At 71.1% G+C, this 24,367-nt stretch carries 20 protein-coding genes; 14 read left to right on the top strand and 6 right to left on the bottom strand.

Annotation, left to right across the window (positions count from 1 at the left end):
• Positions 1-10 precede the first annotated feature (10 nt).
• Positions 11-1,483, bottom strand: a complete 1,473-nt coding sequence (locus tag IZR01_RS02290) for a CocE/NonD family hydrolase (protein WP_194922695.1) — start codon at positions 1,481-1,483, stop codon at positions 11-13.
• Positions 1,484-1,614: 131 nt separating this feature from the next.
• On the opposite strand from IZR01_RS02290, the gene IZR01_RS02285 reads away from it, so the two are divergent.
• Both IZR01_RS02285 and IZR01_RS02280 read left to right on the top strand, forming a co-directional pair.
• Positions 1,615-2,454, top strand: a complete 840-nt coding sequence (locus IZR01_RS02285; protein WP_194922694.1) for a TetR/AcrR family transcriptional regulator — start codon at positions 1,615-1,617, stop codon at positions 2,452-2,454.
• Positions 2,455-2,545: 91 nt separating this feature from the next.
• Positions 2,546-3,406 carry a hypothetical protein gene (locus tag IZR01_RS02280; protein WP_194890980.1) on the top strand — a complete coding sequence of 287 codons (861 nt, stop codon included), beginning with the start codon at positions 2,546-2,548 and terminating at the stop codon, positions 3,404-3,406.
• Between the two features lie 35 nt (positions 3,407-3,441).
• On the opposite strand, the gene IZR01_RS02275 is transcribed toward IZR01_RS02280, so the two are convergent.
• Positions 3,442-4,419, bottom strand: coding sequence for an AraC family transcriptional regulator (locus tag IZR01_RS02275; RefSeq protein ID WP_194922693.1), 978 nt, complete (start codon positions 4,417-4,419; stop codon positions 3,442-3,444).
• A gap of 81 nt (positions 4,420-4,500) precedes the next feature.
• Between IZR01_RS02275 and IZR01_RS02270 the strand changes: the two genes are divergently transcribed.
• The 4 genes from IZR01_RS02270 (at position 4,501) to IZR01_RS02255 (ending at position 9,272) form a co-directional block, all read left to right on the top strand.
• Positions 4,501-5,331: an NmrA family NAD(P)-binding protein gene (locus IZR01_RS02270; RefSeq protein WP_194922692.1), complete on the top strand. Its 831-nt coding sequence runs from the start codon at positions 4,501-4,503 to the stop codon at positions 5,329-5,331.
• Between the two features lie 108 nt (positions 5,332-5,439).
• Positions 5,440-6,351 carry an aldose 1-epimerase family protein gene (locus tag IZR01_RS02265; protein WP_194922691.1) on the top strand — a complete coding sequence of 304 codons (912 nt, stop codon included), beginning with the start codon at positions 5,440-5,442 and terminating at the stop codon, positions 6,349-6,351.
• A gap of 143 nt (positions 6,352-6,494) precedes the next feature.
• The gene (zwf, locus tag IZR01_RS02260) at positions 6,495-8,057 is read left to right on the top strand and encodes a glucose-6-phosphate dehydrogenase (protein WP_228558814.1); all 1,563 of its coding nucleotides are present in this window, start codon (positions 6,495-6,497) and stop codon (positions 8,055-8,057) included.
• 81 nt (positions 8,058-8,138) lie between these two features.
• Positions 8,139-9,272, top strand: a complete 1,134-nt coding sequence (locus IZR01_RS02255) for a potassium channel family protein (RefSeq protein ID WP_323746880.1) — start codon at positions 8,139-8,141, stop codon at positions 9,270-9,272.
• Here IZR01_RS02255 and IZR01_RS02250 read toward each other — a convergent pair.
• On the bottom strand, positions 9,238-10,761 hold the full coding sequence (locus IZR01_RS02250) for a sugar porter family MFS transporter (protein ID WP_194922690.1): 1,524 nt from the start codon (positions 10,759-10,761) through the stop codon (positions 9,238-9,240). The genes IZR01_RS02255 and IZR01_RS02250 overlap by 35 nt on opposite strands.
• Before the next feature lie 178 nt (positions 10,762-10,939).
• The gene (locus tag IZR01_RS02245) at positions 10,940-11,791 is read right to left on the bottom strand and encodes a helix-turn-helix domain-containing protein (protein WP_194922689.1); all 852 of its coding nucleotides are present in this window, start codon (positions 11,789-11,791) and stop codon (positions 10,940-10,942) included.
• A 66-nt stretch (positions 11,792-11,857) separates the two neighbouring features.
• Here IZR01_RS02245 and IZR01_RS49955 point away from each other — a divergent pair, with 66 nt between their 5' ends.
• The 7 genes from IZR01_RS49955 to IZR01_RS02215 all read left to right on the top strand — a co-directional run bounded on the left by IZR01_RS49955 (position 11,858) and on the right by IZR01_RS02215 (position 20,928).
• A complete protein-coding gene (locus tag IZR01_RS49955) occupies positions 11,858-12,514 on the top strand; it encodes a zinc-dependent alcohol dehydrogenase family protein (protein ID WP_228558813.1) in 657 nt (218 codons plus the stop codon).
• The gene (locus IZR01_RS49950; RefSeq protein ID WP_228558812.1) at positions 12,402-12,887 is read left to right on the top strand and encodes a zinc-binding dehydrogenase; all 486 of its coding nucleotides are present in this window, start codon (positions 12,402-12,404) and stop codon (positions 12,885-12,887) included. Before IZR01_RS49955 ends, IZR01_RS49950 begins: the two co-directional genes overlap by 113 nt.
• A gap of 105 nt (positions 12,888-12,992) precedes the next feature.
• Positions 12,993-13,913, top strand: a complete 921-nt coding sequence (locus IZR01_RS02235) for an RNA polymerase sigma-70 factor (protein ID WP_194922688.1) — start codon at positions 12,993-12,995, stop codon at positions 13,911-13,913.
• Positions 13,914-14,396: 483 nt separating this feature from the next.
• Positions 14,397-16,421 (top strand): S53 family peptidase, encoded by a 2,025-nt coding sequence (locus IZR01_RS02230; RefSeq protein WP_194922687.1) that lies wholly within the window; start codon positions 14,397-14,399, stop codon positions 16,419-16,421.
• A 405-nt stretch (positions 16,422-16,826) separates the two neighbouring features.
• Complete coding sequence (locus IZR01_RS02225; protein WP_194922686.1) at positions 16,827-18,227, top strand: hypothetical protein; 1,401 nt, start codon at positions 16,827-16,829, stop codon at positions 18,225-18,227.
• Positions 18,228-18,262: 35 nt separating this feature from the next.
• On the top strand, positions 18,263-19,525 hold the full coding sequence (locus IZR01_RS02220; protein ID WP_369125466.1) for a sigma 54-interacting transcriptional regulator: 1,263 nt from the start codon (positions 18,263-18,265) through the stop codon (positions 19,523-19,525).
• A gap of 26 nt (positions 19,526-19,551) precedes the next feature.
• Positions 19,552-20,928 carry a vWA domain-containing protein gene (locus tag IZR01_RS02215; RefSeq protein ID WP_194922684.1) on the top strand — a complete coding sequence of 459 codons (1,377 nt, stop codon included), beginning with the start codon at positions 19,552-19,554 and terminating at the stop codon, positions 20,926-20,928.
• Between the two features lie 29 nt (positions 20,929-20,957).
• Here the strand turns inward: IZR01_RS02215 and IZR01_RS02210 are convergent, their stop codons facing one another.
• Positions 20,958-22,184: an RNA polymerase sigma factor gene (locus IZR01_RS02210; RefSeq protein ID WP_194922683.1), complete on the bottom strand. Its 1,227-nt coding sequence runs from the start codon at positions 22,182-22,184 to the stop codon at positions 20,958-20,960.
• The gene (locus IZR01_RS02205; protein ID WP_194891382.1) at positions 22,181-22,552 is read right to left on the bottom strand and encodes a YciI family protein; all 372 of its coding nucleotides are present in this window, start codon (positions 22,550-22,552) and stop codon (positions 22,181-22,183) included. Before IZR01_RS02205 ends, IZR01_RS02210 begins: the two co-directional genes overlap by 4 nt.
• Positions 22,553-22,765: 213 nt before the next feature.
• Between IZR01_RS02205 and IZR01_RS02200 the strand changes: the two genes are divergently transcribed.
• Complete coding sequence (locus tag IZR01_RS02200; protein ID WP_194922682.1) at positions 22,766-24,331, top strand: MFS transporter; 1,566 nt, start codon at positions 22,766-22,768, stop codon at positions 24,329-24,331.
• The last annotated feature ends 36 nt before the right edge of the window (positions 24,332-24,367 follow it).

Raw genomic sequence — 24,367 nt, 5'->3', positions numbered from 1 at the left:
TCCTGCGAGGTCAGACCGCGGGCAGCACGATCACCGAGCCGGACCGGACGTCGAGGCGGAAGGCCTGGCGGCCGGCGGCGAAGCGGGGGTGCGCGCCGCCGCTGATCTGGACACGTAATCGGTGGCCGGGGAGGAAGCGGTGTGCGGTGGAGGACATCGGGACGGTGATCGCGCGCGGCGGCGGTCCGGTCACGCGGGTGATGCCGTCGCAGACGTTCCAGGAACGGCCACGTTCGTCGACGTCGCAGAGCCGGACGAACAGCGTCGCGGCGAGTGGTTCGGCGCCGGGCCCGACCAGGATCTCGGCAGCCACCGCGCCGATCACCTCGGTCGCTTCGGTCAGCGGCGGACCGGTGAATACGAGGACATCTTCACGCTCCTCCAAACTCTTGTTGTTCTGGACTCCTGACTTCTGCGCCAGGCTGTTGCCGCCGACGGACGGGGTCGGATCGTCAGGGTCGTAGCGGACGACGCCCACCGCGACCTCCTTCTGCGGCGGTTCGCGGCTCAGAGCGCCGCCGGGGTGCGGGTACCAGGACAGCGGGATGGCCGCCGGCGGCCAGGCCGTCAGGTCGCGCCATCCGGTGGTGCGGCCGACAGCAACGCGTATCCGCTCTTGAGGCGGCGCAGGGCCGGTGAGATGCCCGCGTAACCAGGCCAGTGACTCGGCGAAGATCCTTCCGGCTCCCTTCCGCAACGCCGAGGTGTGCGTCCAGGGCCCGATCAGCAGCGATCGGTGTCCGGCGGGCAGTCGGCCGTACTGCTGGAGCGCCTGGTCCAGAGCCACGTCGGCCCAGCCGCTGAGCACCAGCGTCGGGACGGTGAGGTGGTCGGCCGCGTCGAGCAGATCCGTCCCCTGCCAATAGCCGTCGGTGGGGACGGGATGGGACGCCGCGCCATGGAATCGGCGCGGACCGGGAAGCTGCGTCTTGACCATGGTGGTCGCGATCAGGGCGTCGTCGAGCGCGAAGACCCCGCTTCGGTGGAAGAGGCCATGCGGATTGTGCAACGGCATCTGCATCACCATGGCCTTCAGTTCAGGCGGCGGGTCGGCGGCCAGGGCCCAGTGCGCATACGCCACCGCGCTGGGACCGACCAGCCCGAGCCGGCCGTCGAACCAGGGCTGCCGACGCAGCCAGGCGACCGTCGAGCGGCCATCGGGCCCGTCGTCGCGCCAGGGCTGGAAGACGCCGCCGGATCCGGCCGTGCCACGGGTGCTCTGTAACAGCACGTGGAAGCCCTGCTCGGCGAATGCCACGCCGTACAACGCCGCCCACCGCAAGCCACGGCCGTACGGCGAGCGCACGAGCAGGGTCGGGAAGTCCTGCGGCGTCCCGGAATCGGGGAAGTAGTGGTCGGCGAGCAGCTCGACGCCGTCGGCCATCGGTATGCGGAGCCCGGGCTCATAGGACACGCCGACCCGCGGGGCGGGCATCCCGCGCAGGATTCTGCGGGCTATACGGGTGCTGACTGGGAGCTTCATGGCACTGCCTCCTTGATTTCGGACTTGGTTTCGGAGAGTCACTGTTCCTGAGCGGAGAGTAGTTCTCGTATCACGTACGAGAATAGAGCTGTCAAGATTGACTGCGCAACCGATCTCGAGAGGAAGTCGGCGTGGATCCCGAAACGCTGTGGTCAGAGCGTCGAAATCACCGAGGCCGGCCCCCGGCGCACACTCGGGAGGCCGTCGTCGCCACGGCGATCGGCGTCGCGGATGCCGAAGGCCTGTCCGGGCTGACCATGCGCGCGGTGGCGACCGCCCTCGGCTCCGGCACGATGTCGCTGTACACGTACGTGTCCGAGCGCGATGCCCTGCTGGAGTTGATGATCGACGCCGTGACCGGGGAGCAGGAGTCGCCCACGGCCTCCGGCGACTGGCGTGCCGACCTGGCCGCCTTCGCCCGAGCCCAGCGGACCCTGCTGCGCGGCCACCCCTGGCTCCCGGTCGCGCTGACCGGCCGCCGCACGCTGGGCCCGAACGCCCTCAAAGCGCTGGACCACGGGCTCGCGCTGCTGGAGCCCTCAGGCCTGGCGCCGAGCGAGCGCGCTGAGGCGATGGCGCTGGTCAGCGGCTTCGTGGTCACGTACATCGGCCGCGAGGTGGCGGAGCACCAGGCGCTGGGACGCGCCGGCGACGCACGGCAGTTCAGCGAGTCGAACGCGCGCTACCTGGCGACGGCGGCGGCCTCCGGCGCGTATCCGCACCTCGCGGCGGCGATGGCGGACACAGCGGCAAAGGAGGCCAAGGAGTCAAAGGAGTCAAAGGAGTCAAAGGAAGCGAAGGAAGCGAAGGAAGCGAAGGAAGCGAAGGCGATCAAGGCGACCAAGGCAACTAACGCGGCTAGGACGACTAGAGCGGCCGAGAAGAACACAGCGGCGAGCACCGAGCAACTGCCCGATCCCGACCAGGCCTTCGAGCGGATGCTGGCGCAGCTGATCAGCGGGTTGGGATAGTGGCCCATCCCGTCGTCCCGAACGAAGCAACCTGTCTGCCAGTCGGACGTCACTGTGTTGAAAGCCGAAGTCGTCCTGGAGAGGGAAACTCATGAACGTCAAGGTGCCCGTCGCCCTGGCCATCCTCGCGGTGTCCGCCATCGGAGTGAGCGGCTGCGCGTCCTCGCCGTCCAAGAGCGCCGCGTCCACGCCGATTGGCGCCGTCACCGGATCGACCTCGGACACGTCCCCGTCCGCCCTCGCGGCGTCGACCTCGGCGACCTCGGCGGCGTCGTCCTCCTCGTCCTCGGCGGCCGCCAGCCCATCGAGCTCGGCCACCTCGCACGGCCCGGTCCGCACCGACATCCCGGCGAGCGCGATGCTGACCCAGTCGGACCTGGCCCGCCCCACGCGCGGGACCTGGACTTCCTCCGGCCCCGACCAGAACACCCCCGGCCAGCAGATCCTGGACCCGGACAACTGCGACACGATCCTGCGTCCGCAAGCTCCCGACCCGCGATACCCGCACAACCCCGCCTGGGCGAACATGCGCAGCTCGATGTGGACGGGGGCGAACAACGCTCAGGTCAGCGAGTCGGTGATCACCTACACCTCGGCTGCCGCCGCCGGCCAGGACCTCGCCACGCACAAGAGCTGGGTCGCGAACTGCGCGGCCCGCTTCCAGTGGACTGACCAACCCTCAAGGGCCGTGATCACGACCGCCGCACTGGACGGTGTGAGCGACGCCTACGGCATCCGCGTCGTCATGTACCCGCCGGACCAGCCGGCCTCGGTGGCGAAGGTCGAGGCCTACGACTACATGGCGGTGATCCTGCGGGGCAACAGCCTCACCGTCCTGAACGTGTCCGACGGGGCCTCGGACTCCACCAAGGCGCAGGATCCGGGGTCGACCGTGTTCGAGCACGACGTGCAGGCCGCCACGTTGAAGCTGGCCGCCACTTTCGCACAGTAGACCCGAGCCGCAGACCAAGCGGATGAATAGAACCGTCAGCGAACCGCCGCCTCGGCGGCGACCGGGTCCTCCTCCCGGCCCCACCGCGAAGGACTCACCCCCTTCGCCCGCTTGAAAGCCACGCTGAACGCGAACGCGTCCTGATACCCGACCGCCCGAGCCGCCGCGGCGACCGTCGTCGCCGCGTCCTCGCGCAACAGGTCGGCGGCCATCGTCATCCGCCAGTCGGTCAGGTAGGCCATCGGCGGCTGCCCGACCAGCCGGGCGAAGCGGGCGGCGAACGCGGCCCGCGACATCCCCGCCACCTCCGCGAGCTCGGCGACCGTCCAGGGCCGGGCCGGTTCGGTGTGCAACTGGTCCAGGGCGGTGCCGATCGAGGGGTCGGTGAGCGCGGCGTACCAGGACGGCCGGGCCGGGCCGATGCTCGCGCACCACGAGCGCAGCGCCAGGACCAGCACCAGGTCCAGCGAGCGGTTCAGCACGGCGTCCTGCCCGGGCTCCTCGCGCGCGGCCTCACCGGCCAGCAGCTCCAGGGCCGCGCCGGTGCGCGGCCCGGCCGGGACGACGGCCAGCGGCGGGAGCATCGCCAGCAGTCGGCGGCCGGCCTCGCCGCGCAGCTGGAACATGCCACGCAGCACCCTGGTCGCCCCCGGCAGCCCGTCGCCCCAGGTACGCGGGGCCAGGCGAGCCTCCAGAACGGCATGCGCCCGCGAGTCGCCGAGCAGCTGCTTGTGACCGCCGCGGATCAGCACCTGCGGCGGCGTCGCCAGGTCGTCGGAGATCGTGTGCCGCGCGCTGTGCGTGACTAAGGCGATGTCCCCGGCCGCGAGTCGGGCCGGCGGTACCGAGGGCACATCCTCCAGCCGCAGCATCGCCGGGCCGCCGAAGGTGGCGAACACCGTGAGCGCCGGGGCGTCGGCATACGTCATCGACCACGGCGGCCGCTGGATCAGCTGCCGCACCCGCGCGTCAGTGGCTCCGGCGCGGCGGAGTAGATCGCTGAGCGTGTCCACGCTCCCGAGGCTAGACGATCGCAAAGGTTTCAGCGACGTTCTCCCATGGAGAGTCCAGATCGACCACGGTTACCTGGAGAGGTGAAGAACTTCCTGATCCTGGGCGGTACCGGCAAGACCGGCCGCCGCATCGCCTCCCGCCTCACCGCCGCCGGCCACGAGGTCCGCACCGCCAGCCGCACCGGCGGTGACGTCCGGCTCGATCTCGACGACCCCGCCACCCACGCCCCGGCCCTGGCCGGGGTCACCGCCGCCTACCTCATCGAACCCGGGAGCGTCGCCGGCGTCACGGACCCGCCCCGGATGGCGGCCCTGGTCGACGCCGCGGTGGCGGCGGGGGTCCAACGCCTGGTCCTGCTCTCCGCACCCGGCGCCGACCGGGAGACCCACCCGCTCCACACCACCGAGCAGGCGGTCCGCGGATCGGGTCTGGAATGGACCGTCCTGCGCCCGGGGTGGTTCGCGCAGAACTTCAGCGAGGACTTCTGGCTCCCGGCGGTCCGCGGCGGAACGCTCGCCTTCCCGGCCGGCGAGGCCCGCCTGTCCTTCATCGACGCCGAGGACATCGCCGACGTCGCCACGGCGGCGCTCACCGCGGACGGCCACCGCGGCCAGGTCTACGAGCTCAGGGGTCCGCGATCGATCGGCTTCGGCGAGGCGGCCGACCTGATCGCCAAGGCGTCCGGAAAGCCGCTCCAGTACCTCGCGATCACCCCCGAGGCCTTCCTTGAGCAGCAGCTCTCCCGCGGCGTCCCGCAGCAGGTGGCCGAGCGCATGACCCACCTGATGACGATCGACAGCACCCGCGTTCCCGACGGCCCGACCGACGGTGTCGAACGGGCGTTGGGCCGGGCCCCGCGCCGCTTCGAGGACTTCGTCATCGCGGCGGCGGCCACCGGCTGCTGGAGCTGAGGGCCGCCGAGGCTGCCGGGCCGCCGGGGCCGCGAGTTTTTCACCGGATGGCGGCAGCCCCGCGCCGCCCGGGGCGCGCCGCCGCCGCGCCCCGGTTACTAAGGACCCATGCCCGACTTCCTGACCGGCGAGCAACACGTGATCACCGCCGGCCCCTACCGCGCGGTGATCACGGAAGCCGGCGCGGGGCTCAGAGAGCTGACCCACGACGGCGAACCCCTCGTCCTCACCTACGCCGCCGACGAACCCGCGCCGGCGGCGTTCGGGCAGCTCCTGATCCCCTGGCCGAACCGGGTGGCCCGGGGCCGCTACCGCTTCGACGGCCGCGACCACCAGCTCGACCTGTCCGAGCCGGAGCTGGACAACGCCATCCACGGGCTCACACGCTGGTCTCCGTGGTCCCTCGTGGAACAAAGCCCCGACGCCGTCCGCCTGGCCTACGCGCTGCCCGGCTCGACCGGCTACCCGTTCCGCCTCGACCTCCAGGCCGAGTACCGCCTGGACGCCGCCGCCGGCCTGACGGTCACGCTCACCGCGACCAACCCCGGCACCCGGGCGCTGCCCTACGCCCACGGCATGCACCCCTACATCACCGTCGGCGAACCGCTGGACACCTGCACGATCCAGCTTCCGGGCACCCAGTACCAGCCGGTGGACGACCGGATGATCCCGACCGGCGGCCCGAAGGACGTCGCCGGCAGCGAGTACGACCTGCGCGCCGGCCGGGTCCTCGGCTACCAGAAGATCGACATCGCCTTCACCGGCCTGGACCGCGGAGCCGACGGCCTGGCCCGGGTCCGCCTGACCGGCAGCCGGCGCAGCACCTCGTTCTGGTCGGACCGGGCCCAGCCGTGGCTGGAGATCTACACCGCCGACAACGTCCCCGCCGAGAGCCGCCGCCGCGGTCTGGGCTGCGAGCCGATGACCGGCCCGCCGAACGCCCTGGCCAGCGGCGTGGATCTGATCCGCCTGGAACCGGGCGCGCAGTACCGCGGTTCGTGGGGGATCGCAGCCGGCTGACGACCACCCGGCCGGCTGACGACCACCCGGCCGGCCGACGACCAGCCGCCGGATCCGGCCGGCCGCCGCCCCGGCGCCCGCCCATCAGCCACCCGCCCGACAGCCACCAGCCCAGCCGCCACCACCAGCAAGGGAGCCCGCTCATGCCGTTGTCCCCGGCCGTGACCTCGACCCACAACGCCGACCTGGAGGGCGCCGACGTCCTGGTGCTCTACGGCATCACCGGCGACCTGGCCAAGAAGATGCTGCTGCCGGCGCTGTACAAGCTCACCGAACGCGGCCTGCTCAAGGTCCCGGTGGTCGGCGTGGCCTATTCGGACTTCGACGACGCGGCGCTGCGCGCGCACGCCCGCCAATCGGTGCTCGACGCCGGCTACGAGCTCGACGAGAAGGTGTTCAAGAAGTTCGCCGCCGGCCTGAGTATCGTCACCGGCGACTTCACCGACCCGGCGGTCTACGCGAAGATCGGTAAGGCGATCGCCGGCAAGGGCTTCGCCGCGCACTACCTCGCGATCCCGCCCTCGCTGTTCGACAAGGTCGCCGCCGGGCTGGCCGAGGCCGGGCTGAACAAGGGCGCCCGGCTGGTCGTGGAGAAGCCGTTCGGTCACGACCTGGCCTCGGCCCGGCAGCTGGAAGCCGACCTGGAGCGGTACTTCGACCGCGATCACCTGCTGCGCGTCGACCACTTCCTGGGCGATGAATCGGTGGAGGGCCTGGGCACCTTCCGGTTCGGCAACACCCTGCTGGCGCCGGTGTGGGACCGCTCCTCGATCGACAACGTGCAGATCACCCTGGCCGAGGACTTCGACGTCGCCGACCGCGGCTCCTTCTACGACGCCGTCGGCTGCCTGCGCGACGTGGTCCAGAACCACCTGTTCCAGGTCATGACCCTGCTCGCGATGGACCCGCCGACCATCGCCGACCCGCAGGCGCAGGCCCTGGAGAAGTGGCGGCTGCTGCACTCGGTGCGGACCGTCGAGGCGGCGGACGTCGTGCGCGGGCAGTACGAGGGCTATCTCGACGTGCCGGGCGTGAAGAAGGGCTCGCAGACCGAGACCTACATCGCGCTGCGGCTGTGGATCGACAACTGGCGCTGGGCCGGCGTCCCGTTCTACATCCGCAGCGGCAAGGCGCTGGCGGTGACCGCGACCGAGGTGTGCGTGCAGCTGCGGCGGCCGCCGTCCGAGCTGTTCCGGGGCCTGGCCGACGACGTCCCGCCGAACCTGATCCGGATCCGGCTGGAGCCCGGCGCCGGGATCGCGTTCGAGCTGATGGCCCGGCGCGGCGAGCGCGGCCAGCTGCCGGTGGCGTTCCCGATGGGCATCGACTTCGAGAAGGTGCTCGGCGGGCAGGCCAAGCCCTACGAGAACATCCTCTACGCGGCGATCGTCGGCGACTCCAGCGGCTTCGCGTTCTTCCCGGCCATCGAGGAGAGCTGGCGCATCGTCGGCGACATCATCGAGGGCGCCGAGCCGACCGTCTACAAGGCCGGCAGCTGGGGCCCGGACCAGGCGGCGAAGCTGCCCGGCGCGGACGGCTGGCACAACCCGGCCGAGAAGCTGTTGGACGACACGCCGGTCCAGTCCGAGGCGCCGGCCGAGCCGAAGCTGTCGGCCTACGAAAAGGGCCGGGCCGCGGCGGAGGGACAGACCGCGCCGAAGGGACAGACCGCAGCGAAGAGCCGCGCCGCGGCGAAGAGCAAGTAGGACAGACCGGGAAGCGAACCACTGCCGGGGCGCGGTGGTTCGCTCCCTGATGTCCGGCTATCCGCCGATTACACTCGGCACGTGCCGGTCACCCCCGCCGGCGGCGCCGACGGCCGGGTGTGCTCCGTCGACCAAAGCCGCTCCCTGCTGCGGATCCCGCGCCGCGTGCACCCTCCGCTGACCACCATCACCTGGCGGCTGGCGCTGGCCCTGGGGATCGTCGTGCTGGGCGCGGTCGTGGTCTGGCTCGGCCGGGACGGCTACCGCGACTCCACCGGCCGGCCGGTGGGCTGGCTGACCGCGTTCTACTACTCGACCGTCACCCTGACCACCATCGGCTACGGCGACGTGGTCCCGGTCAGCGACACCGCGCGCCTGGTCAACACGCTGGTCATCACCCCGCTGCGGCTCAGCTTCCTGCTGATCCTGGTCGGCACCACGCTGCGGGCGCTCACCGAGCGCACCCGGGCGCAGTGGCGCGAGCAGAAATGGAGGCACAAGGTGCGCGCTCACGCCCTGGTCATCGGTTACGGCACCAAGGGCCGGGCGGCGGTGGACGCGCTGCTGTTCCGCGGCTGGCGGCCGCGCGACGTGGTGGTGGTCGACGTGGATCGGGAGGCGGTCCAGGACGCGAACCGGGTCGGCCTGGTCGGGGTGGTCGGCGACGGCACGCGCACCGCCGTGCTGGACCGGGCCGAGGTCCGCAAGGCCGCGCAGGTGATGGTGACCACCGGCCGCGACGACACCGCGGTGCTGGCCGTGCTGACCGTGCGCCGGATGCACAAGCGGGTGCCGATCACCGCCTCGGTGAAGCAGACCGAGAACGCCCCGCTGCTGCGCGACGGCGGCGCGGACGTCGTCATCACCTCCTCGGAGGTGGCCGGGCAGCTGGTCGGGACGGCCGCGGTGAACCCGACGGTGGGCATCGTGATGGAGGACATGCTCTCCGGCGGCCTGGACCTGCGGGTGCTGGAGCGCGATCCGGCGCCCGCGGAAGTCGGGCTGGTCCCGCAGCAGGTCCGGGAGGCGGTGATGGCCGTGGTCCGGGACGGCAAGCCGGTGCTCTACGACGATCCCGGGCTCGGCGTCATCCGGTCCGGCGACCAACTCGTGGTGCTGCGTTCGACGCCGCCGGAGCCGCCGGCCCAGGTGCACCGGCGGCGGCTGCGGCGGCCGCGGTTCACCGGCGATCCCGGCGACGATCAGCGGGATTGACCGCCGGACCGGCGTCGGCGCGCCCCGCGTCGTAAGCCGACGTCGAAGCGCGCGCTTCGGGCACGGGCTTCATCCCGAACCGCCGGAACAGCGCGGTCTGCACCTCGCCGGTATCGCGGTTCTTGGTCTCCGGCACATAGCGCCCGACGAACATCAGCCCGACCACGCACACCCCGGCGAAGATCAGGAACGTCTGGCCCTGGCCGATCCCGTTGGCCACGGTCAGGAAGGACTGGCTGACGATGAAGTTCGACAGCCAGTTCACGGTGGTCGCCGCGCTGGAGCCGTCGGCCTTGGCCCGGTTCGGGAAGATCTCGCCGACCAGCACCCAGAACACCGGCCCGAGGCCGCCGGCGAAGGCCGCGATGTAGGCGACCATGAACAGCAGCGTCAGGTTGGAGTTCCAGTTCCAGATGAAGCTGAAGCCCAGCAGCGCCACGAAGCCGGCCATCCCGGCCAGCGAGATCAGCAGCAGCTGGCGCCGGCCCAGCCGGTCGATGGTGTTGATGGCCACGACCGTCATCACGAAGTTGATGATGCCGATGTAGACCGAGTAGATGATCGAGTTGCTGGCGCTGCGGCCGGTCTGCTCGATGATCGTCGGGGCGTAGTAGATGATCGTGTTGATGCCGCCGAACTGTTGCAGCGCGGCCATCGTCACCCCGACGATCATCGCCGGCCGCACGGCCGGGGTGAGCAGGATCCGCCAGCCCTTCTCGTTCGCGCCGCGCGCCGCCTCCTGCCGCGCGGCCTGCTCAGTGCGCTGCCGGTAGACCTCGATGATCTCGTCGGCCTGTTCGCCGTCGGTGACCTTCAGCAGGCCCTGGCGCAACTGCTCGATCCGGCCCCGGCCGAACAGCCAGGTCGGGGACTCCGGCACCACGAACCACACGCCCAGGCTCAGCACCAGTGCCGGGATCGCGCCGAAGGCGAACATCGCGCGCCAGTTCCCGCTGTGGGAGAACGCCAGGTCGATCAGGTAGGAGCAGAGGATGCCGACGGTGATCAGCAGCTGGTTCAGGGACAGGATGCGGCCGCGGATGTTCGCCGGGGAGATCTCGCCGAGGTAGACCGGGACCTGGGCCGAGGCACCGCCGACCGCCAGGCCCAGGACGAACCGCGCGACGATCAGCGTCCCGTAGTTCTGCGAGACGACCGCGATCAGCGTGCCCACGGCGAACACCAGACCGAACAGCGTGACCGTCTTCTTGCGGCCCAGGGTGTCCGAGATCCGGCCGGCCACCAGCGCGCCGATCATCGCGCCGATCAGCAGGACGCTGACCACGCTGCTCTTCTCGGAGTTCGAGAGGTGGAAGTCCTTGGCGATGTAGAGCAGCGCGCCGGACACCACGCCGGTGTCGAAGCCGAACAAGAACCCGCCGACCGCGATGATGATCGCCCATCCCCATACCCGCCGCTCGCCCTGTTTGGGCAGCGTGATGGCGGTGATCGGCCCGGTGGTACCGGGTTCCCGGGAGAAGCCTTGCATCGGTCGCTCGCAATCTGGCGCGCACGGGGCGGGGGCGGCATTCGCCTTCTGCCATCGTGGTCGGGCGCGCGCGCGGCGGCATGTGTGGTGGGCCGAATGGTGCGCCGCCAGGTGGGCGATCGCTGGTTCTCCAATGCCGCTCAGCGCGCCCGGCCTCCAATCCGCGCGCGCTCTTGATTCAGAGCCCGCCGAGCAACCGCGTCTCACCCCGCTCCGCGGCCCGCCGGTCCCGTGCCGCCAGGATCTCGGCGCTCTCGGCGTCCGCCGGAAGGAAGGATTCGAGGACCGACTCCGCGACCGTGACATCGACCGCCGTGGCGAACGACGTCAGCGCCGTCATCAGCCGCAGTTCGCCCTCGGGCACGGTCAGCCGCATCGGCACCGCGAACCCGAGGTACGCCTGATCGGCCGGCGTCTCCGGCACGTACCCGGCCAGCTCCGCCACCAGAGCGTCCAACCCCCGGTCCGGGCTCTGCATCGCCGTCAGCCGCAGATTGTCGATGACGTGCCGACCCCACTGAGCGAGGTTGGCGACCCGCGGCGCGATCCCGTCGGGGTGCAGCATGACCCGCAGCAGATCGATCGGCGGGGTGAGCAGGTGCGGCGCGCAGTCCTCCAAGAACACGGAGCAGGCCCGGTTGGCGGCGATCACGCGTCCCGGCCGTCGAAGCACCAGCGCCGGATACGGCAGATGTCCCTCGATCACCCGCTCCATCGCCTCGCGGACCGGAGCCAGCGCCGGGGCGTCGTAGCTGGTCTCCTCATAAGCCGGCGCGTATCCGGCCGAGAACAGCAGGGCGTTGCGTTCCCGCAGCGTGAGCCGCAGCGATTCGGCCAGCCGCAGCACGATCGCCCGCCCCGGATGCGAGCGGCCCCGCTCCATGAAGCTCAGGTGGCGCTGCGTGGTGCCGGCCCGGTTGGCCAGCTCCAGCTGGCTCACCCGGCGCGTTGTCCGCCAACGCCGTAGCTCGGTGCCGAAAGCCGGCGAGGGGTCGGAGATCGCGGTGCTCACACCGGAAGTCTTCGCCATCGACCGACGCTGGTCCATTCCCTCCAGGGAATTGGATCACCGCCCGCGCCGCCGCAGGCTGAAGCCATGCGCACCTACCGTTTGCCAGGACCCGGCTCGCTCGACGATCTCAAGCTCGCCACCGAAGACGTGCCGACCCCCGGCCCCACCCAACTTCTGGTCGCGACCCGGGCCGCGTCGCTCAACCGCCGCGACCTGTTCATCACCACCGGCCGCTATCCGCTCCCGGCCCGGGCCGGCGTGGTCCCGCTCAGCGACGGCGCCGGCGAGGTCGTCGCGGTCGGGGGCGCCGTCCGCCGCTTCACCGTCGGCGACCGGGTCACCGCGTCGTACTGGCCGCGTTGGATCAGCGGCCGGCTCCGGCCGGAGCTGGCCGACCAGCTCGGCTGCACCGTCGACGGCTGGCTGACCGAGTACGCGCTGCTCGACGAGGCCGCGGCGGTCGCGGTTCCTGAGCACCTGACCTGGGCCGAAGCCGCGGCGCTGCCCTGTGCCGGGGTGTCGGCCTGGAACGCGCTCACCCGACCCGGGACGCTGACCGCCGGACAGACGGTGCTGGTCCTGGGAACCGGCGACGTCTCCCTGTTCGCGGCCCCAGCTCGCCAAGGCGATGGGCTGCCGCGTGATCGCCACGACGTCCAGCGCGGCGAAGGCGGAGCGGCTCAGAGATATAGGCGTGGACGACGTGGTGGACTACGTCGCGACGCCGGAATGGTCGAATGAGGTCCGCGCGCTGACCGGCGGCGCGGGTGCCGATCTGGTGGTGGAGACCCAAGGCCCGGCGACTTTCGGCCAGTCGTTGCGAGCCGCGGCCACCTACGCGCAGATCTGCCTGCTCTGGGTCGTGTCGGCGCGCCCGGAAGCCCTGACCATCACCGAGGACGACCTCAACGGCTCACTGGCCACCATCCGCCGTGAGTTCGTCGGCAATCGGGGGGAGCTGGAAGCGTTGTGCCAGGCGGTCGCGGTGCACCGGATCCGGCCGATCGTGGACCGGGTCTTCGGGTTCGACGACGCGATCGCCGCCTATCGCTCCTACCGTGACGAGGACAGCTTCGGGAAGGTCGTCATCGAGGTTGATCGTCATCGAGGTTGATTCCACCCGGCCCGCTCCAGTCCCGATGTCACAGGCGGCGAGGCCGTCTCGTCTCGGGTGATGACAGGGCTGTCGAGGTGGGTCGGGATCGAGGGAAGGGCCGGTATGACGCGCGACGAGGAGTTCCAGGACCTGCGACCGCTGCTGTTCTCGATCGCGTACCGGATCCTGGGCAGCGTGGTCGAAGCCGAGGACGCGGTGCAGGACACCTGGCTGCGCTGGCAGGGCACGTCGACGCAGCCGGTCTCGGTGAAGTCCTACCTCTCGGCGGTGGTCACGCGGATCTCGATCGACGTGCTGCGCTCGGCGCGGGTGCGGCGGGAGGCCTACGTCGGGCCGTGGATGCCCGAGCCGCTGCTGGCCGACCCCTACGAGGACCCCGAGCGCGCGGCGGAACTGGCCGACTCGCTGTCCACGGCCGCGCTGCTCCTGCTGGAACGCCTGTCCCCGCTGGAGCGCGCGGTGTTCGTGCTCCGCGAGGTGTTCGGCTTCGGCTTCCCCGAGGTGGCCTCGGCGGTCGGCCGCTCGGAGGCGGCGTGCCGGCAGCTCGCGGTGCGGGCCCGGCGGCACATGAGCGAGGGCCGGCCGCGCTTCGAGGCGGACCACCGCGAACGCGAGGAACTGGCCGGCCGCTTCTTCGACGCCTTCCGCGAGGGCGACGTCGCGGCCCTGCGCGAACTGCTGGCGGCCGACGTGCACCTGGTCGGCGACAACGGCGGCAAGGCCCCGCTGATCACGCAGGAGGCATGGGGCGCCGAGACGGTCGCGGGGCTGATGGTGCAGGTGCTGGCGCGCTTCGAGCGGATCGGCGTCAGCCTGGAGCCGCGCTCCCTGAACGGACAGCCCGGCGCCATCTGCCACGCGCCGGACGGGAAGGTGCTCAGTGTGCTGACACTGGACGTCGCCGAGGGCCGGATCCAGGCGATCCACGCGCTGGTCAACCCGGACAAGCTCGCGCACGTGGGGCCGGTCGCCGATATCTGGGCTCTGAGTCGGGCGGCGGAGGAGATGATTCCGGGGGAGTAGACGGCTCTGGCGCCGGTCGGTGTTGGTGTCACCTGTTGGTGTTGGGGTTGGTCGCCGAGCAGTTCCCGGCGGAGGCGGGGGTGTTGCTTTTCCCCTTCGACGCCATCTTCGGATAGAGCCGCAGAACCGAACGCGGCGGAACACTTTCGGACATCTGCGGATCCTCGCTCAATCGGCGCCGACCGGCCACCGAGAAAAGGCCGTCTTCCGATTGCGCCGTTACGAAGCGTGGCCTCGCTAACTGCGTCTATTGCCCAGTTCATGGCTGTTTCGTAGGGCCCGTCCGGCAACCCACGGTGACCGCTTCGTAAACTTCTGATCAACTCGGCATGGGCCGATCAAACTCATGTGCTTCTTACCCTTGTGTTTCTCCGTGGGCCGTCTATAGAAATGACCGACGCGGGCTCGTATCCCACTGCCCACGAAGCGTTGATTCGGGCATTGGGAACATTCATCCCTCTTTTCGGGAAGGGAACACGCACCATGACCAATGCCGTACCACGGCACCGCCGACGAATAGCCACGGCCACGACCATGACGGCCGTCGCGGCGTTCGTGACCGCGGGGGTCGCGCTCGCGGCCCCGTCCAACGCGGACTCCGGCTCGGCGACGCTCGCCGGCAGCACCCCGGCCTACGCGACCGCCTCGGCCGACCTCGGGCAGACCGGCACCGCCGCGACCCTGAGCGTGCGGGTGTACCTCACGGGCCAGGACCAGGCCGGGCTGGCGGCTTTCGCCCGCGCCGTGAGCGACCCGTCCAGCCCGACCTACAAGCACTACCTGAGCGCCGCTCAGGTGCAGCAGCGCTTCGGGGCCTCGCAGAAGCAGATCGACCAGGTCAGCACCTGGTTGAAGGGTGCGGGCCTGACGGTCGCCGGCAGCAACACCCACTGGATCGACGTCACCGGTACCGTGGCCGCCGCGCAGAAGGCGTTCGGCACACAGCTGCACAACTACCGCACCTCTGACGGCACGCTGCGGGCCCCGCAGAGCGACGCGAAGATCCCCTCCGCGCTGTCCAGCGTGATCCTGGGCGTCACCGGTCTGTCGCAGACCTCGACGCACGCGGTCACCAACCACCAGACGGACCCGCTGACGGCGAAGAAGGGGCCGGTCTCCAACAACGACCCGTCCTGCTCGGACTACTACGCCCAGAAGAAGGCGCCGTCCACGACCCCGGCCGTGCCGTCCGGCTACACCACCCCGGCCACCCTGGCGCAGTGCTCGCTGGTCCCCTCCGAGCTCCGCCAGGCCTACGGCGTCAGCAGCACCGGCCTGACCGGCAAGGGCGCCACGATCGCGATCGTGAACTGGTACGGCTCGCCGACCATGCAGGCCGACGCCAACCAGTACGCGGTCAACCACGGTGACAAGCCGTTCGCCCCGGGGCAGTACTCCGAGGTCAACGACCCGTCGCAGTACACGAACCAGGCCGCCTGCGGCTTCGGCGACTACGGAGAGGAATCTCTGGACGTCGACATGGCGCACGGCCTGGCGCCGGACGCCAAGGTCATCACGGTCGCCGCGAACTCCTGCTTCGACAGCGACCTGATCGCGGCCGAGGCGAAGATCGTCGACAACCACCTGGCCGACATCGTGTCGAACAGCTGGGGCGAGATCATGTACTCCACCGGCGGAGACATGACCCAGGCCCAGATGCAGGCCTACGACCAGGTCTTCATGGAGGGCGCGGCCGAGGGCATCGCCTTCGACTTCTCCTCCGGCGACTGCATGAACAACGACGCCTACTCCATCTCCAAGGGCCTGAACTGCGACCCGACGTCCTCGCGCGCGCAGGTCGAATGGCCGACCAGCTCGTCGTGGGTGACCTCGGTCGGCGGCACCGCGCTGGCGCTGAACAAGCAGGGCGGCTACGGCTTCGAGGCCCCGATGGGCGACAACCGCAGCGGCCGTACGGCTCCGGGCGCCACCTCGTGGGTGCCGGCCGGTGAGACCTTCGGCGGTGGCGGCGGCGTCAGCGAGAGCATCGCTCAGCCCTGGTACCAGAGCTGGACGGTTCCGAACAGCGAGTCCACCACGCTGATGAGCGGCGCCAAGGCCTCCCAGCCGATGCGCACCATCCCGGACATCTCGCTGAACGGCGACCTGTACTTCAGCAGCACCCTGGTCGGCCAGACCACCAACGGTGCCTACGGCGAGGCCGGCTACGGCGGCACCTCGGTGTCGGCGCCGTCCTGGGCGGGCATCCTGGCCGACGCGCAGCAGGCGCAGTACGGCGTCCCGGTCGGCTTCGCCAACCCGGCGATCTACGCCCGCTCGTTCCTGACCAACGACGTGGTCCAGAGCCCGAAGCAGATCTCGGGCTCCCCGACCCACTCGGTGGTGTTCCAGTACCCGGCCAGCAGCGGACCCGGCATCGCCGGCCAGTACCGGCTGATCCAGTACGGCGTCGACGAGGGCCTGCCGGCCGCTCGCGGGTACGACGAGGCCACCGGCGTGGGTTCGCCGAACGCCTGGTTCCTGCGGTCGTTCGGGTTCGGCCACTGATCACCGGGCGCTGATCACCTGACGGTGTTGGAGCCCGCGCTCTAGAACGGATCGGCCGCGTCGCCCTTCGGGGCGGGGCGGCCGGTCCGTTTCCGCAGCTGGGCGGGGTTATGGTTGCGCGGCCGACGGGCCGGGGTGCATGATTTCGGTGTCCATCGTCCCCGATGACCACCAACGAAGAATGCTGATGCAGAGAATGGAGGCCGCCGACACCGCCGTTGCCCCATGACGGGAACGGAGCCGGTGCGGACGGCTGGTTTTGCGGGCTCGCGCGCTGCTGTGGCGCTTGGCGGCCCCTTCGGTTCTAGTGATTCCGGTGCTGATGCACCCATCGCTTCAGCGATTCTCTCCGGAACCCGAGCGCGGGCGGCTGTCGCGGCACGTCGGTACGGTGTTCCGCCCACGATGATCGCCGCGGTCGCCGAGCGGCGTGCCGCGGGCGACTGGCGCGGCGCGTGCGCCGCCGCTGACGTCGATGTGTGTCTGAGGCCTGATTCGATCCGCCGCGACTACGGCGCCGAGATCGCCGACCAGGCGTCGCGCGTTTTGCGTGACCTGGCACCGGATCTGCTGCGCTGGCACCTACCGCGACGCGGACACGGTTGCGGCGATCTGCTCGCCGGGCTGCTCGTGCCACTGGCGGAGTTCACCGATGGCAGTCGGCGGCTGACGCTGGCGGCGGCCACTGCACAGTCCGCGCTCGATGCCGGGCAGCGGATCGTGCTGGTGGTGCTCGGCGGAGGTGATGACGGGGCGACGCGTTCGGTGCTGGAGGCCGTGCGGCTGAAGTACCCGGAGCGTCTCAGCCTGCTGCGTCACCCGATGTTCTGGAATGCGGAAGCCGCGCCGGAGCTCGCGGGGCTGTGCGACCTCACGCCTGCCGAGCGCCAGATCAGCCGGTGGCAGGACGCGGGTCTGGCCGCGGAAGCCTGGCAGGCTGCCGGGATCGAGCTCCAGCTTCCCGCCTCGGCCGCTCGGACGCGCTGGCTCGCGGCCCTGCCGATTCGCCTTCCCGGTCTTGTGGATCGGGTGCGCGCGGCGCTGCCCGGCGTGGACGAAGCCGTGGTGCGTTCCGGCGTCGGTGCGCTGGTGCTGTCCGGCCTGAACGCGGCCACGGCCGGCGCGCGGGTGGCCGCCGACCGCGCGGCCCTCGACCTGCCGATCGTCCCGAACGCGGTGTGGTCGCGGGTACTGGACGCCGACCTGCTCCGCCTCGGACACCTCGGCGAGCACGAGCTCCACCCGCTGGTCGCCTCGGCGCGCCTCGACCACCCGCAGCCGGCCGTCCCCGAATCCGACGAATGGCTCTACCGCGAGGTCCCCTTCATCGCCGGACCCGGCCACAGCGCGGGAGACATCCTGGTCCTGTGGATCCACTGCGGGACCACCCGGCACCGCATCGCCTACCACCGAAACGCCTGGCACATCCTCGACCACTCAGCCCACCCGGGCCGCGAATCCCTCCTGGCTCGCCTGGGCGGGCCGACCAACCCCTGCCAGCAGGCGCTGGACTACCTGTCCTCCGGCCGCCACGTCATCGACCTCATCGAATCCCTCCTGCACCACGGCCGCGCCACCGACATCCGCGACCTCCTGCGTACCCACGCCGGCGCAAGCACCACCTTGAGCCACATCGACTTGCCCACCGGGGGCACAGTCGGCGCCGCCCTGGCCGCGCTCCGCGAGAACACCTTGCGCCACCGCATGATCCTCGCCGGCGCCACCCGCACCCCCAGCCCCAGCACTGAAACCAACGACCACCGCCGGCGTGCCCGAAAGGGGGTTCCGGCTCGAACTCACTGGTGACCATGACACTGACTTCTGAGATTCAGACCACTGCGATGGATGCTGCCGCCGCCGGCTCCATCTCCCCGCTATCCACCGACGAGCACCTCCAACTCCAAGCCGCGGACCGCCTCATCTCCCTCACCCGCGCCGCCGCCACCGAGCCGCGGCCCGATCCCCATGTCGAGGCTCTGGCGCTCGCGGTGGCGGCCAACCTCCCGGTGCTCCTGTGGGGCCAGCCGGGCATCGGCAAGTCCTCCACCCTCGTGCAGCTCGCGCGCGGCCTGGCTCTGCCGCTGGAGACGGTGATCGCCAGCGTGCACGATCCGTCCGACTTCGCGGGGCTGCCGATCGTCGGTGCGGATCCTGCCTCGCAGGGCATTGCGATGGCGCCGCCGGACTGGGCTGTGCGGCTGCATCGGGCGGGCAGCGGCCTGCTCTTCCTGGACGAGATCTCGTCCGCGCCGCCGGCGGTGCAGGCCGCGTTGTTGCGCGTGGTGTTGGAGCGGCAGGTCGGCAGCCTCGCGCTGCCCGCGCCGGTGCGGATCGTCGCCGCCGCGAATCCGGCGGGGAGTGCGGCTGACGGGTGGCAGCTGGCGCCGCCGCTGGCCAACCGCTTTGTGCACTTGGCGTGGGTCCACGATCCCGACGTGGTGGTGCGCGGCCTCGGTGGCGTCTGGCCCCACGTGCCGTTGCCCCGCCTCGACCCGGCCGCGTTGGAACGCTCGGTGGCCAGGGCTCGCGCCGCGATCTGCGCGTTCCTGACCGTACGTCCCGACTATGCGCACCGGATGCCGACTACGGCTGCCGCTCGCGGCGGCGCCTGGCCGTCACCGCGCACCTGGGAGATGGCCCTGCGCCTGCTGGCCTTCGGCTACGCGGCCGACGCGAAACGCGAAGCTGTGGCCATCGCCATCCGAGGGGCCGTCGGTGACGGCGCGGGCCTGGAGTTCCTAGCCTTCCTGGAGCGCCAAGACCTCCCCGACCCCGAAGCGGTCCTCGCCGATCCCGAGCGGGTAGAGCTGCCCGAACGCGGCGATCTGGTCCACGCCACACTCGCCGCGGTCGTCGACGCCATCGGCCGCGACCCCATCGGCCGCGACGCCAGCCGCGACGACGGCAGCCGCCACGCCACCACCACCCGCGAGCGCTGGGAAGCCGGCTGGACCCTCATCGCCCGCCTAGCCAAAACAGTCCCCGTCGACCTCCTGGCCGCACCCGCGATGCAACTGGCCGCTCTCCGCGAGCCCCACTGGGAACTCCCCGCACAACTCGACGGCCTCGCCGCCCTCGAAGCCCTGCTGGTGTGGAGCGAATGAGCCCATTGAAACCAACCCCGGCAGTCATGGCCGGCCCAAGCCGCCTCACCGCCCGACCCCTAGACCCGCCGCCGCGCCCCAAAGCCACCCATCAGCACCCTGACCAAGACGCCGCCACCGCCCTGGACACCTCCAAACTCCTAGCCGCCCGCCGCCTAGCCGTCACCACCTGCCCCTACCTGGCCGTCCCCCTCCACGCCATAGCCATCGTCCCCACCTACGCCGTCCCCACCATGGGCGTCGACCGCCACTGGCGCTGCTACGTCAACCCCGCCTTCGTCCGCGCCACCGGCGTCCGGGACCTGGCCGGCGTCTGGCTCCACGAAATCGCGCACCTGGTCCGCGACCACCACACCCGGGCCCGCCGCCTCACCGAGGCCAGCGCCCGGCACGAAGCCGCCGGCCGCCCCGGCGATCCCCGCCTGGACCCCGACAACCCGCGCCGCGAACAGGCCCGTCTCAACATCGCCATGGACCTGGAGATCAACGACGATCTCTTCCGAGGCCTGGCCGACCCCACCGATACCGGGCCACGCCTCCCGGACGGTGCCCTGACCCCCGGCCGGCTCCGGCTGAAAGAACACGACCTCTTCGAGGAGTACCTCGTCTACGTCACCCCGACCATGGTCGCCGAGCACTGGCCAGACTGCGGCTCCGGCGCCCACAACTTCCCAGCTCCCTGGGAAGACGACGCCGCCGGCGCCCACCCCCTCGGCGACTACGAAGCCGCCGCCATCCGCATCAGCGTCCGCGACGCCATCGCCGCCGGCCGCGGCACCGCCCCGGCTGGCTGGCAGCGCTGGGCCGAGCGCTACGGCAATGCTCCGCAGGACTGGCGCACGCTCCTCGGCGCCGCCTTCCGCACCACCTTCGGCGCGGCCGCCGGCGCCGGCGACTACACCTACCGCCGCCCCAGCCGCCGCACCGCGAGCCTGGGCGGCCGCCTGGTCCTGCCCAGCCTGCGCCGTCCGCTCCCGCAGGTGGCCGTGGTCATCGACACCTCCGGCTCGGTCTCCGACGTGGACCTCGGCAGTGCCCTGACCGAGGTCGCCGCCATCACCCGCGCGGTCGGCGTCACCGGGGCCAACGTCGCCGTCCACACCTGCGACGCAGCGGTCCAGACCGCGCAGAACGTGTGCCGCGCCGAGGACCTGAACCTGGTCGGCGGAGGCGGCACCGATCTGCGTAAAGGGATCCGCGCGGCGATGAGCCGCGTGCCCCGCCCCGACGTGACCGTGGTCCTCACCGACGGCGGAACCCCGTGGCCCGCAGAGGAACCGGGCTGCCGCATCGTCGCCGGCATCTTCGCGTCCACCCGCCGCTCCCTCGCCCGCTACGACGACGAAGGGAACTTCATCGACTGCCGCCCGCCGGAGTGGATCGAGACGGTCTATCTGGAGTGAGGGCCCTGCCAGCTGGAGTAAGGGTCCTGCTAGTCGGGCTGAGAAGCCCGCAGCTTCTTCGCCCGAGACTCCAAGTAACGCTGCTCAGCCATACTCGCTGTCGCCTTGGCGGCGTTCCGATAGTTCTCATACGCGCCGTCCGCATCCCCGGCCATCTCCAGCAGGTGCGCCCGCACCGACAACAGCCGGTGGTGCTTGGCCATCCGCTCGTCCGCGTCCAACGCCGCCAGCACCGCGAGCCCGGCTTCCGGCCCTTCGAGCTCGGCGAGCGCGACGGCGCGGTTCAACGTGACCATCGGGTTCGGCGCGATGCGTTCCAGGATCAGGTACAGCGCGTGGATCTGCTTCCAGTCGGTGTCTGTAGCGTCCGTGGCGACGGCATGCGTAGCGGCTATCGCCGCCTGTAGTTGGTACGGCCCCAACTCCGGACCGCCCAGCGAACTCTTCGCCAGCTCCAACCCTTCGGCGATCAGGTCGTCGTCCCACCTGGCCCGGTCCTGCTCGTCCAGCGGCACCAGGTCGCCGCTCGCGGTCGTCCGGGCCTCGCGCCGGGAGTGCGTGAGCAGCATCAGCGCCAGCAGCCCGGCCACCTCGCCGTCGGTGGGCAGCTGCGCGTGCACCATCCTGGTCAGCCGGATCGCCTCGGTCGCGAGGTCCACGCGGTCCAGATCCTCGCCGGAGGAGGCGGTGTAGCCCTCGTTGAAGATCAGGTACAGCACGTGCAGCACGACCTGGAGCCGCTCCTCGCGCTCGGCGCCCTCGGGCAGCTCGAACGAGCTCCCGGCGGCCTTGATGCGCTGCTTGGCGCGGCTGATCCGGGCCGCCAGCGTCGCTTCCGGCACCAGGAACGCGCGGGCGATCTCGGCGGTGGTCAGGCCGCCGACGGCGCGCAGCGTCAGCGCGGTCTGCGAGGCCGCGGTCAGCGTCGGGTGGCAGCACAGGAACAGCAGGACCAGGGTGTCGTCGGTGTCCGGGACCTCCTCCGGCATCACCTCGGCGGCGAAGACCTGCTCCTCCCGGTCGCGCCGGGCGGAATCGCTGCGGACCTGGTCGATGAGCCGGCGGGAGGCGACGGTGGCCAGCCAGCCGCGCGGATTGGCCGGCACGCCGTCGGCCGGCCACTGCACGGTGGCTGCCAGGACCGCCTCCTGCACGGCGTCCTCGCAGCCTTCGAACCTTCCGTATCTGCGGACCAGCGCACCGAGGACCTGCGGGGTGAGCTCACGGAGCAGGTCCTCGATCGCCGATGCCGTCATGCCTCCAATTGTCCATCGGAGAACATGACCTGGCGCACCTCGACGCCCAAACCGTCGATGGCGGCGTCCGGAATCTGCGCCGCCAGCTCCAGCGCGCGCGCCTTGTCCTCGACGTCGATCAGGTAGAAGCCGCCCAGGTACTCCTTCGCCTCCAGGAACGGGCCGTCGGTCACCACCGGCTGGCTGTTGCGGATCCGCACCACTGAGGCCTGCGACGGGTCGACCAGGGCCTGGGTCAGGATCAGTTCCCCGTGGTCCTTCAGGTTCTGGATGAACTTGCCGTGGCCCTCGCCGATCGCCGCCTTCTCCTCGTCGGTCAGCGCGTCGATCACGGCGGGGTTGATGTGCATGCTGATCACGAACTTCATCTCGTCACTCCTCGTGTCGCGGGGCGCCCGGCGGGGCCCTGTCACCTGGTGGTCGGAGCCGCTGAGCCGTCCTTGACATCCTGGCCCGAAATTTTTCCGCGGCCCTGTTCTCCAAGATTCTCGGCGCGGCGGTGTCAAGGATCGGTAGCCGGCTCCGACTGCCCGGTGACACGTCGAGAGAAGTCGAGAGAAGTCGAGAGAAGGAGTACGGCGATGCGAACGAACCGGGCTTGGTGGGGACTGGTCCTGCTGATGCTGCCGACCCTGCTGGTCGCGATGGACATGACGGCGCTGATCCTGGCGCTGCCGCACCTGAGCGCCGACCTCGGCGCCGGCCCTGTGCAGCAGCTGTGGATCAGCGACAGCTACGGACTGACGGTGGCCGGGATGGTCATCACGATGGGGACGCTCGGCGACCGGATCGGCCGCCGCCGGCTGCTGCTGATCGGGGCCTCGGCGTTCGCGGTGCTGTCGGTGGTCGCGGCGTTCTCGGTGAGTCCGCTGATGCTGATCATCGTGCGGGCGCTGCTCGGGGTCGCCGGGGCCACCCTGGCGCCGTCCACGCTGGCGCTGATCACCAACATGTTCGGCGAGGACCGCTCCCGCGGCCGTGCCATCGCGATCTGGGCCACGTGCCAGTTCACCGGGGGAGCGGTCGGTCCGGTGCTGGCCGGGTTCCTGCTTCAGCACTTCTGGTGGGGTTCGGTGTTCCTGGCCGCGGTGCCCGCGATGGTGGTGCTCGTGCTGGCCGGTCCGTTCGTGCTGCCGGAGTACCGGGGTTCGCAGGCCGGGAAGCTGGACCCGGTGAGCGTCGCGCTGTCGCTGGCCGCCGTGCTGCTGATGGTCTACGGGATCAAGCAGCTGACGGTGGCGCACACGGTGACCGTCCCGGTCGCGGCGCTGACGGTCGGGGCGGCGATCGGCACGGTGTTCGTGCGCCGGCAGTTCCGGCTGACCACGCCGCTGCTGGACCTGCGCCTGTTCCGCAGCCGTCCGTTCACCGCGGTCCTGATCGCGCTGGTCTTCGCCGGTCTGGCGATGGCCGGGGTCGGGCTGCTGGTGACGCAGTACCTGCAAGGCGTGCTCGGGCATTCGCCGATGGCGGCCGCGGCCCTGTTCGCCCCGATGGGCCTGGGCGTGGCCGTCGGCACCATGTCCGCTCCGGCGCTGACCCGCCGCCTGCGGCAGCCGACCGCCATCGCCGGCGGCCTGGCGATCTCCGCCCTCGGCGCCCTGTCGCTGATCGCCGTCGACGGCCCCGGCAACCTGCCGCTCCTGATGGCCGGCATCGCGGTCCTGGCCTTCGGCGCCGGCCCGCTGTTCGCCCTCGGCACCGGACTGGTGATCGGCAGCGTCCCGCCGGAGCGCGCCGGCAGCGCCGCCTCGATGTCCGAGACCGGCAACTACTTCGGCGGCTCCCTCGGCCTGGGCCTGCTCGGCGCGGTCGCCGCCGTCGTCTACCGGGCCCACGCGCACGGCAGCTCCGACTCGCTGGCCGCCGCGCTCGCCGCGAGCGGTCACCAGAGCGCCGGTCAGGCGGCCGCGACGCTGGACACGGCGCGCGCGGCCTTCACCGCGGGCGTGCACGTGACCGGTGTCATCGCCGCGGCTGTCTTCGCCGCGCTGGCGGTGCTGGTGCTGGCGATGCGGTCGGCGGAGGCGGCGACAGCGACGGCTTCGATGGCGGCTTCAGCGCCAGCCGCACCGGCAGCTCAGCAGCCGGAGGCGCAGGTCGAACCTGTTATCACCGAACCGGTCCTCCAGGAAATGACTGTCTGATTAACCAAGGTCTCGTGAATGGCTTTGGCAGGGCGT

Source organism: Catenulispora pinisilvae (assembly GCF_015356865.1).
In the GTDB taxonomy this organism is placed as follows: Bacteria; Actinomycetota; Actinomycetes; order Streptomycetales; family Catenulisporaceae; genus Catenulispora; species Catenulispora pinisilvae.
Note: the sequence above shows the minus strand (reverse complement) of the source record. Positions and strands in the feature narration are given on the sequence as shown.

Excerpts from the sequence above, each read along its gene's own strand:
- IZR01_RS02205 (WP_194891382.1), bottom strand. The coding sequence starts at position 22,552 with ATGAAGTTCGTGATCAGCATGCACATCAACCCCGCCGTGATCGACGCG.
- IZR01_RS02230 (WP_194922687.1), top strand. The coding sequence starts at position 14,397 with ATGACCAATGCCGTACCACGGCACCGCCGACGAATAGCCACGGCCACG.
- IZR01_RS02265 (WP_194922691.1), top strand. The coding sequence starts at position 5,440 with ATGCCCGACTTCCTGACCGGCGAGCAACACGTGATCACCGCCGGCCCC.
- IZR01_RS02245 (WP_194922689.1), bottom strand. The coding sequence starts at position 11,791 with ATGGCGAAGACTTCCGGTGTGAGCACCGCGATCTCCGACCCCTCGCCG.
- IZR01_RS02280 (WP_194890980.1), top strand. The coding sequence starts at position 2,546 with ATGAACGTCAAGGTGCCCGTCGCCCTGGCCATCCTCGCGGTGTCCGCC.
- IZR01_RS02210 (WP_194922683.1), bottom strand. The coding sequence starts at position 22,184 with ATGACGGCATCGGCGATCGAGGACCTGCTCCGTGAGCTCACCCCGCAG.
- IZR01_RS02235 (WP_194922688.1), top strand. The coding sequence starts at position 12,993 with ATGACGCGCGACGAGGAGTTCCAGGACCTGCGACCGCTGCTGTTCTCG.
- IZR01_RS02250 (WP_194922690.1), bottom strand. The coding sequence starts at position 10,761 with ATGCAAGGCTTCTCCCGGGAACCCGGTACCACCGGGCCGATCACCGCC.
- IZR01_RS49950 (WP_228558812.1), top strand. The coding sequence starts at position 12,402 with ATGGGCTGCCGCGTGATCGCCACGACGTCCAGCGCGGCGAAGGCGGAG.
- IZR01_RS49955 (WP_228558813.1), top strand. The coding sequence starts at position 11,858 with ATGCGCACCTACCGTTTGCCAGGACCCGGCTCGCTCGACGATCTCAAG.
- zwf (WP_228558814.1), top strand. The coding sequence starts at position 6,495 with ATGCCGTTGTCCCCGGCCGTGACCTCGACCCACAACGCCGACCTGGAG.
- IZR01_RS02290 (WP_194922695.1), bottom strand. The coding sequence starts at position 1,483 with ATGAAGCTCCCAGTCAGCACCCGTATAGCCCGCAGAATCCTGCGCGGG.
- IZR01_RS02220 (WP_369125466.1), top strand. The coding sequence starts at position 18,263 with ATGGATGCTGCCGCCGCCGGCTCCATCTCCCCGCTATCCACCGACGAG.
- IZR01_RS02225 (WP_194922686.1), top strand. The coding sequence starts at position 16,827 with ATGATCGCCGCGGTCGCCGAGCGGCGTGCCGCGGGCGACTGGCGCGGC.
- IZR01_RS02200 (WP_194922682.1), top strand. The coding sequence starts at position 22,766 with ATGCGAACGAACCGGGCTTGGTGGGGACTGGTCCTGCTGATGCTGCCG.
- IZR01_RS02215 (WP_194922684.1), top strand. The coding sequence starts at position 19,552 with ATGGCCGGCCCAAGCCGCCTCACCGCCCGACCCCTAGACCCGCCGCCG.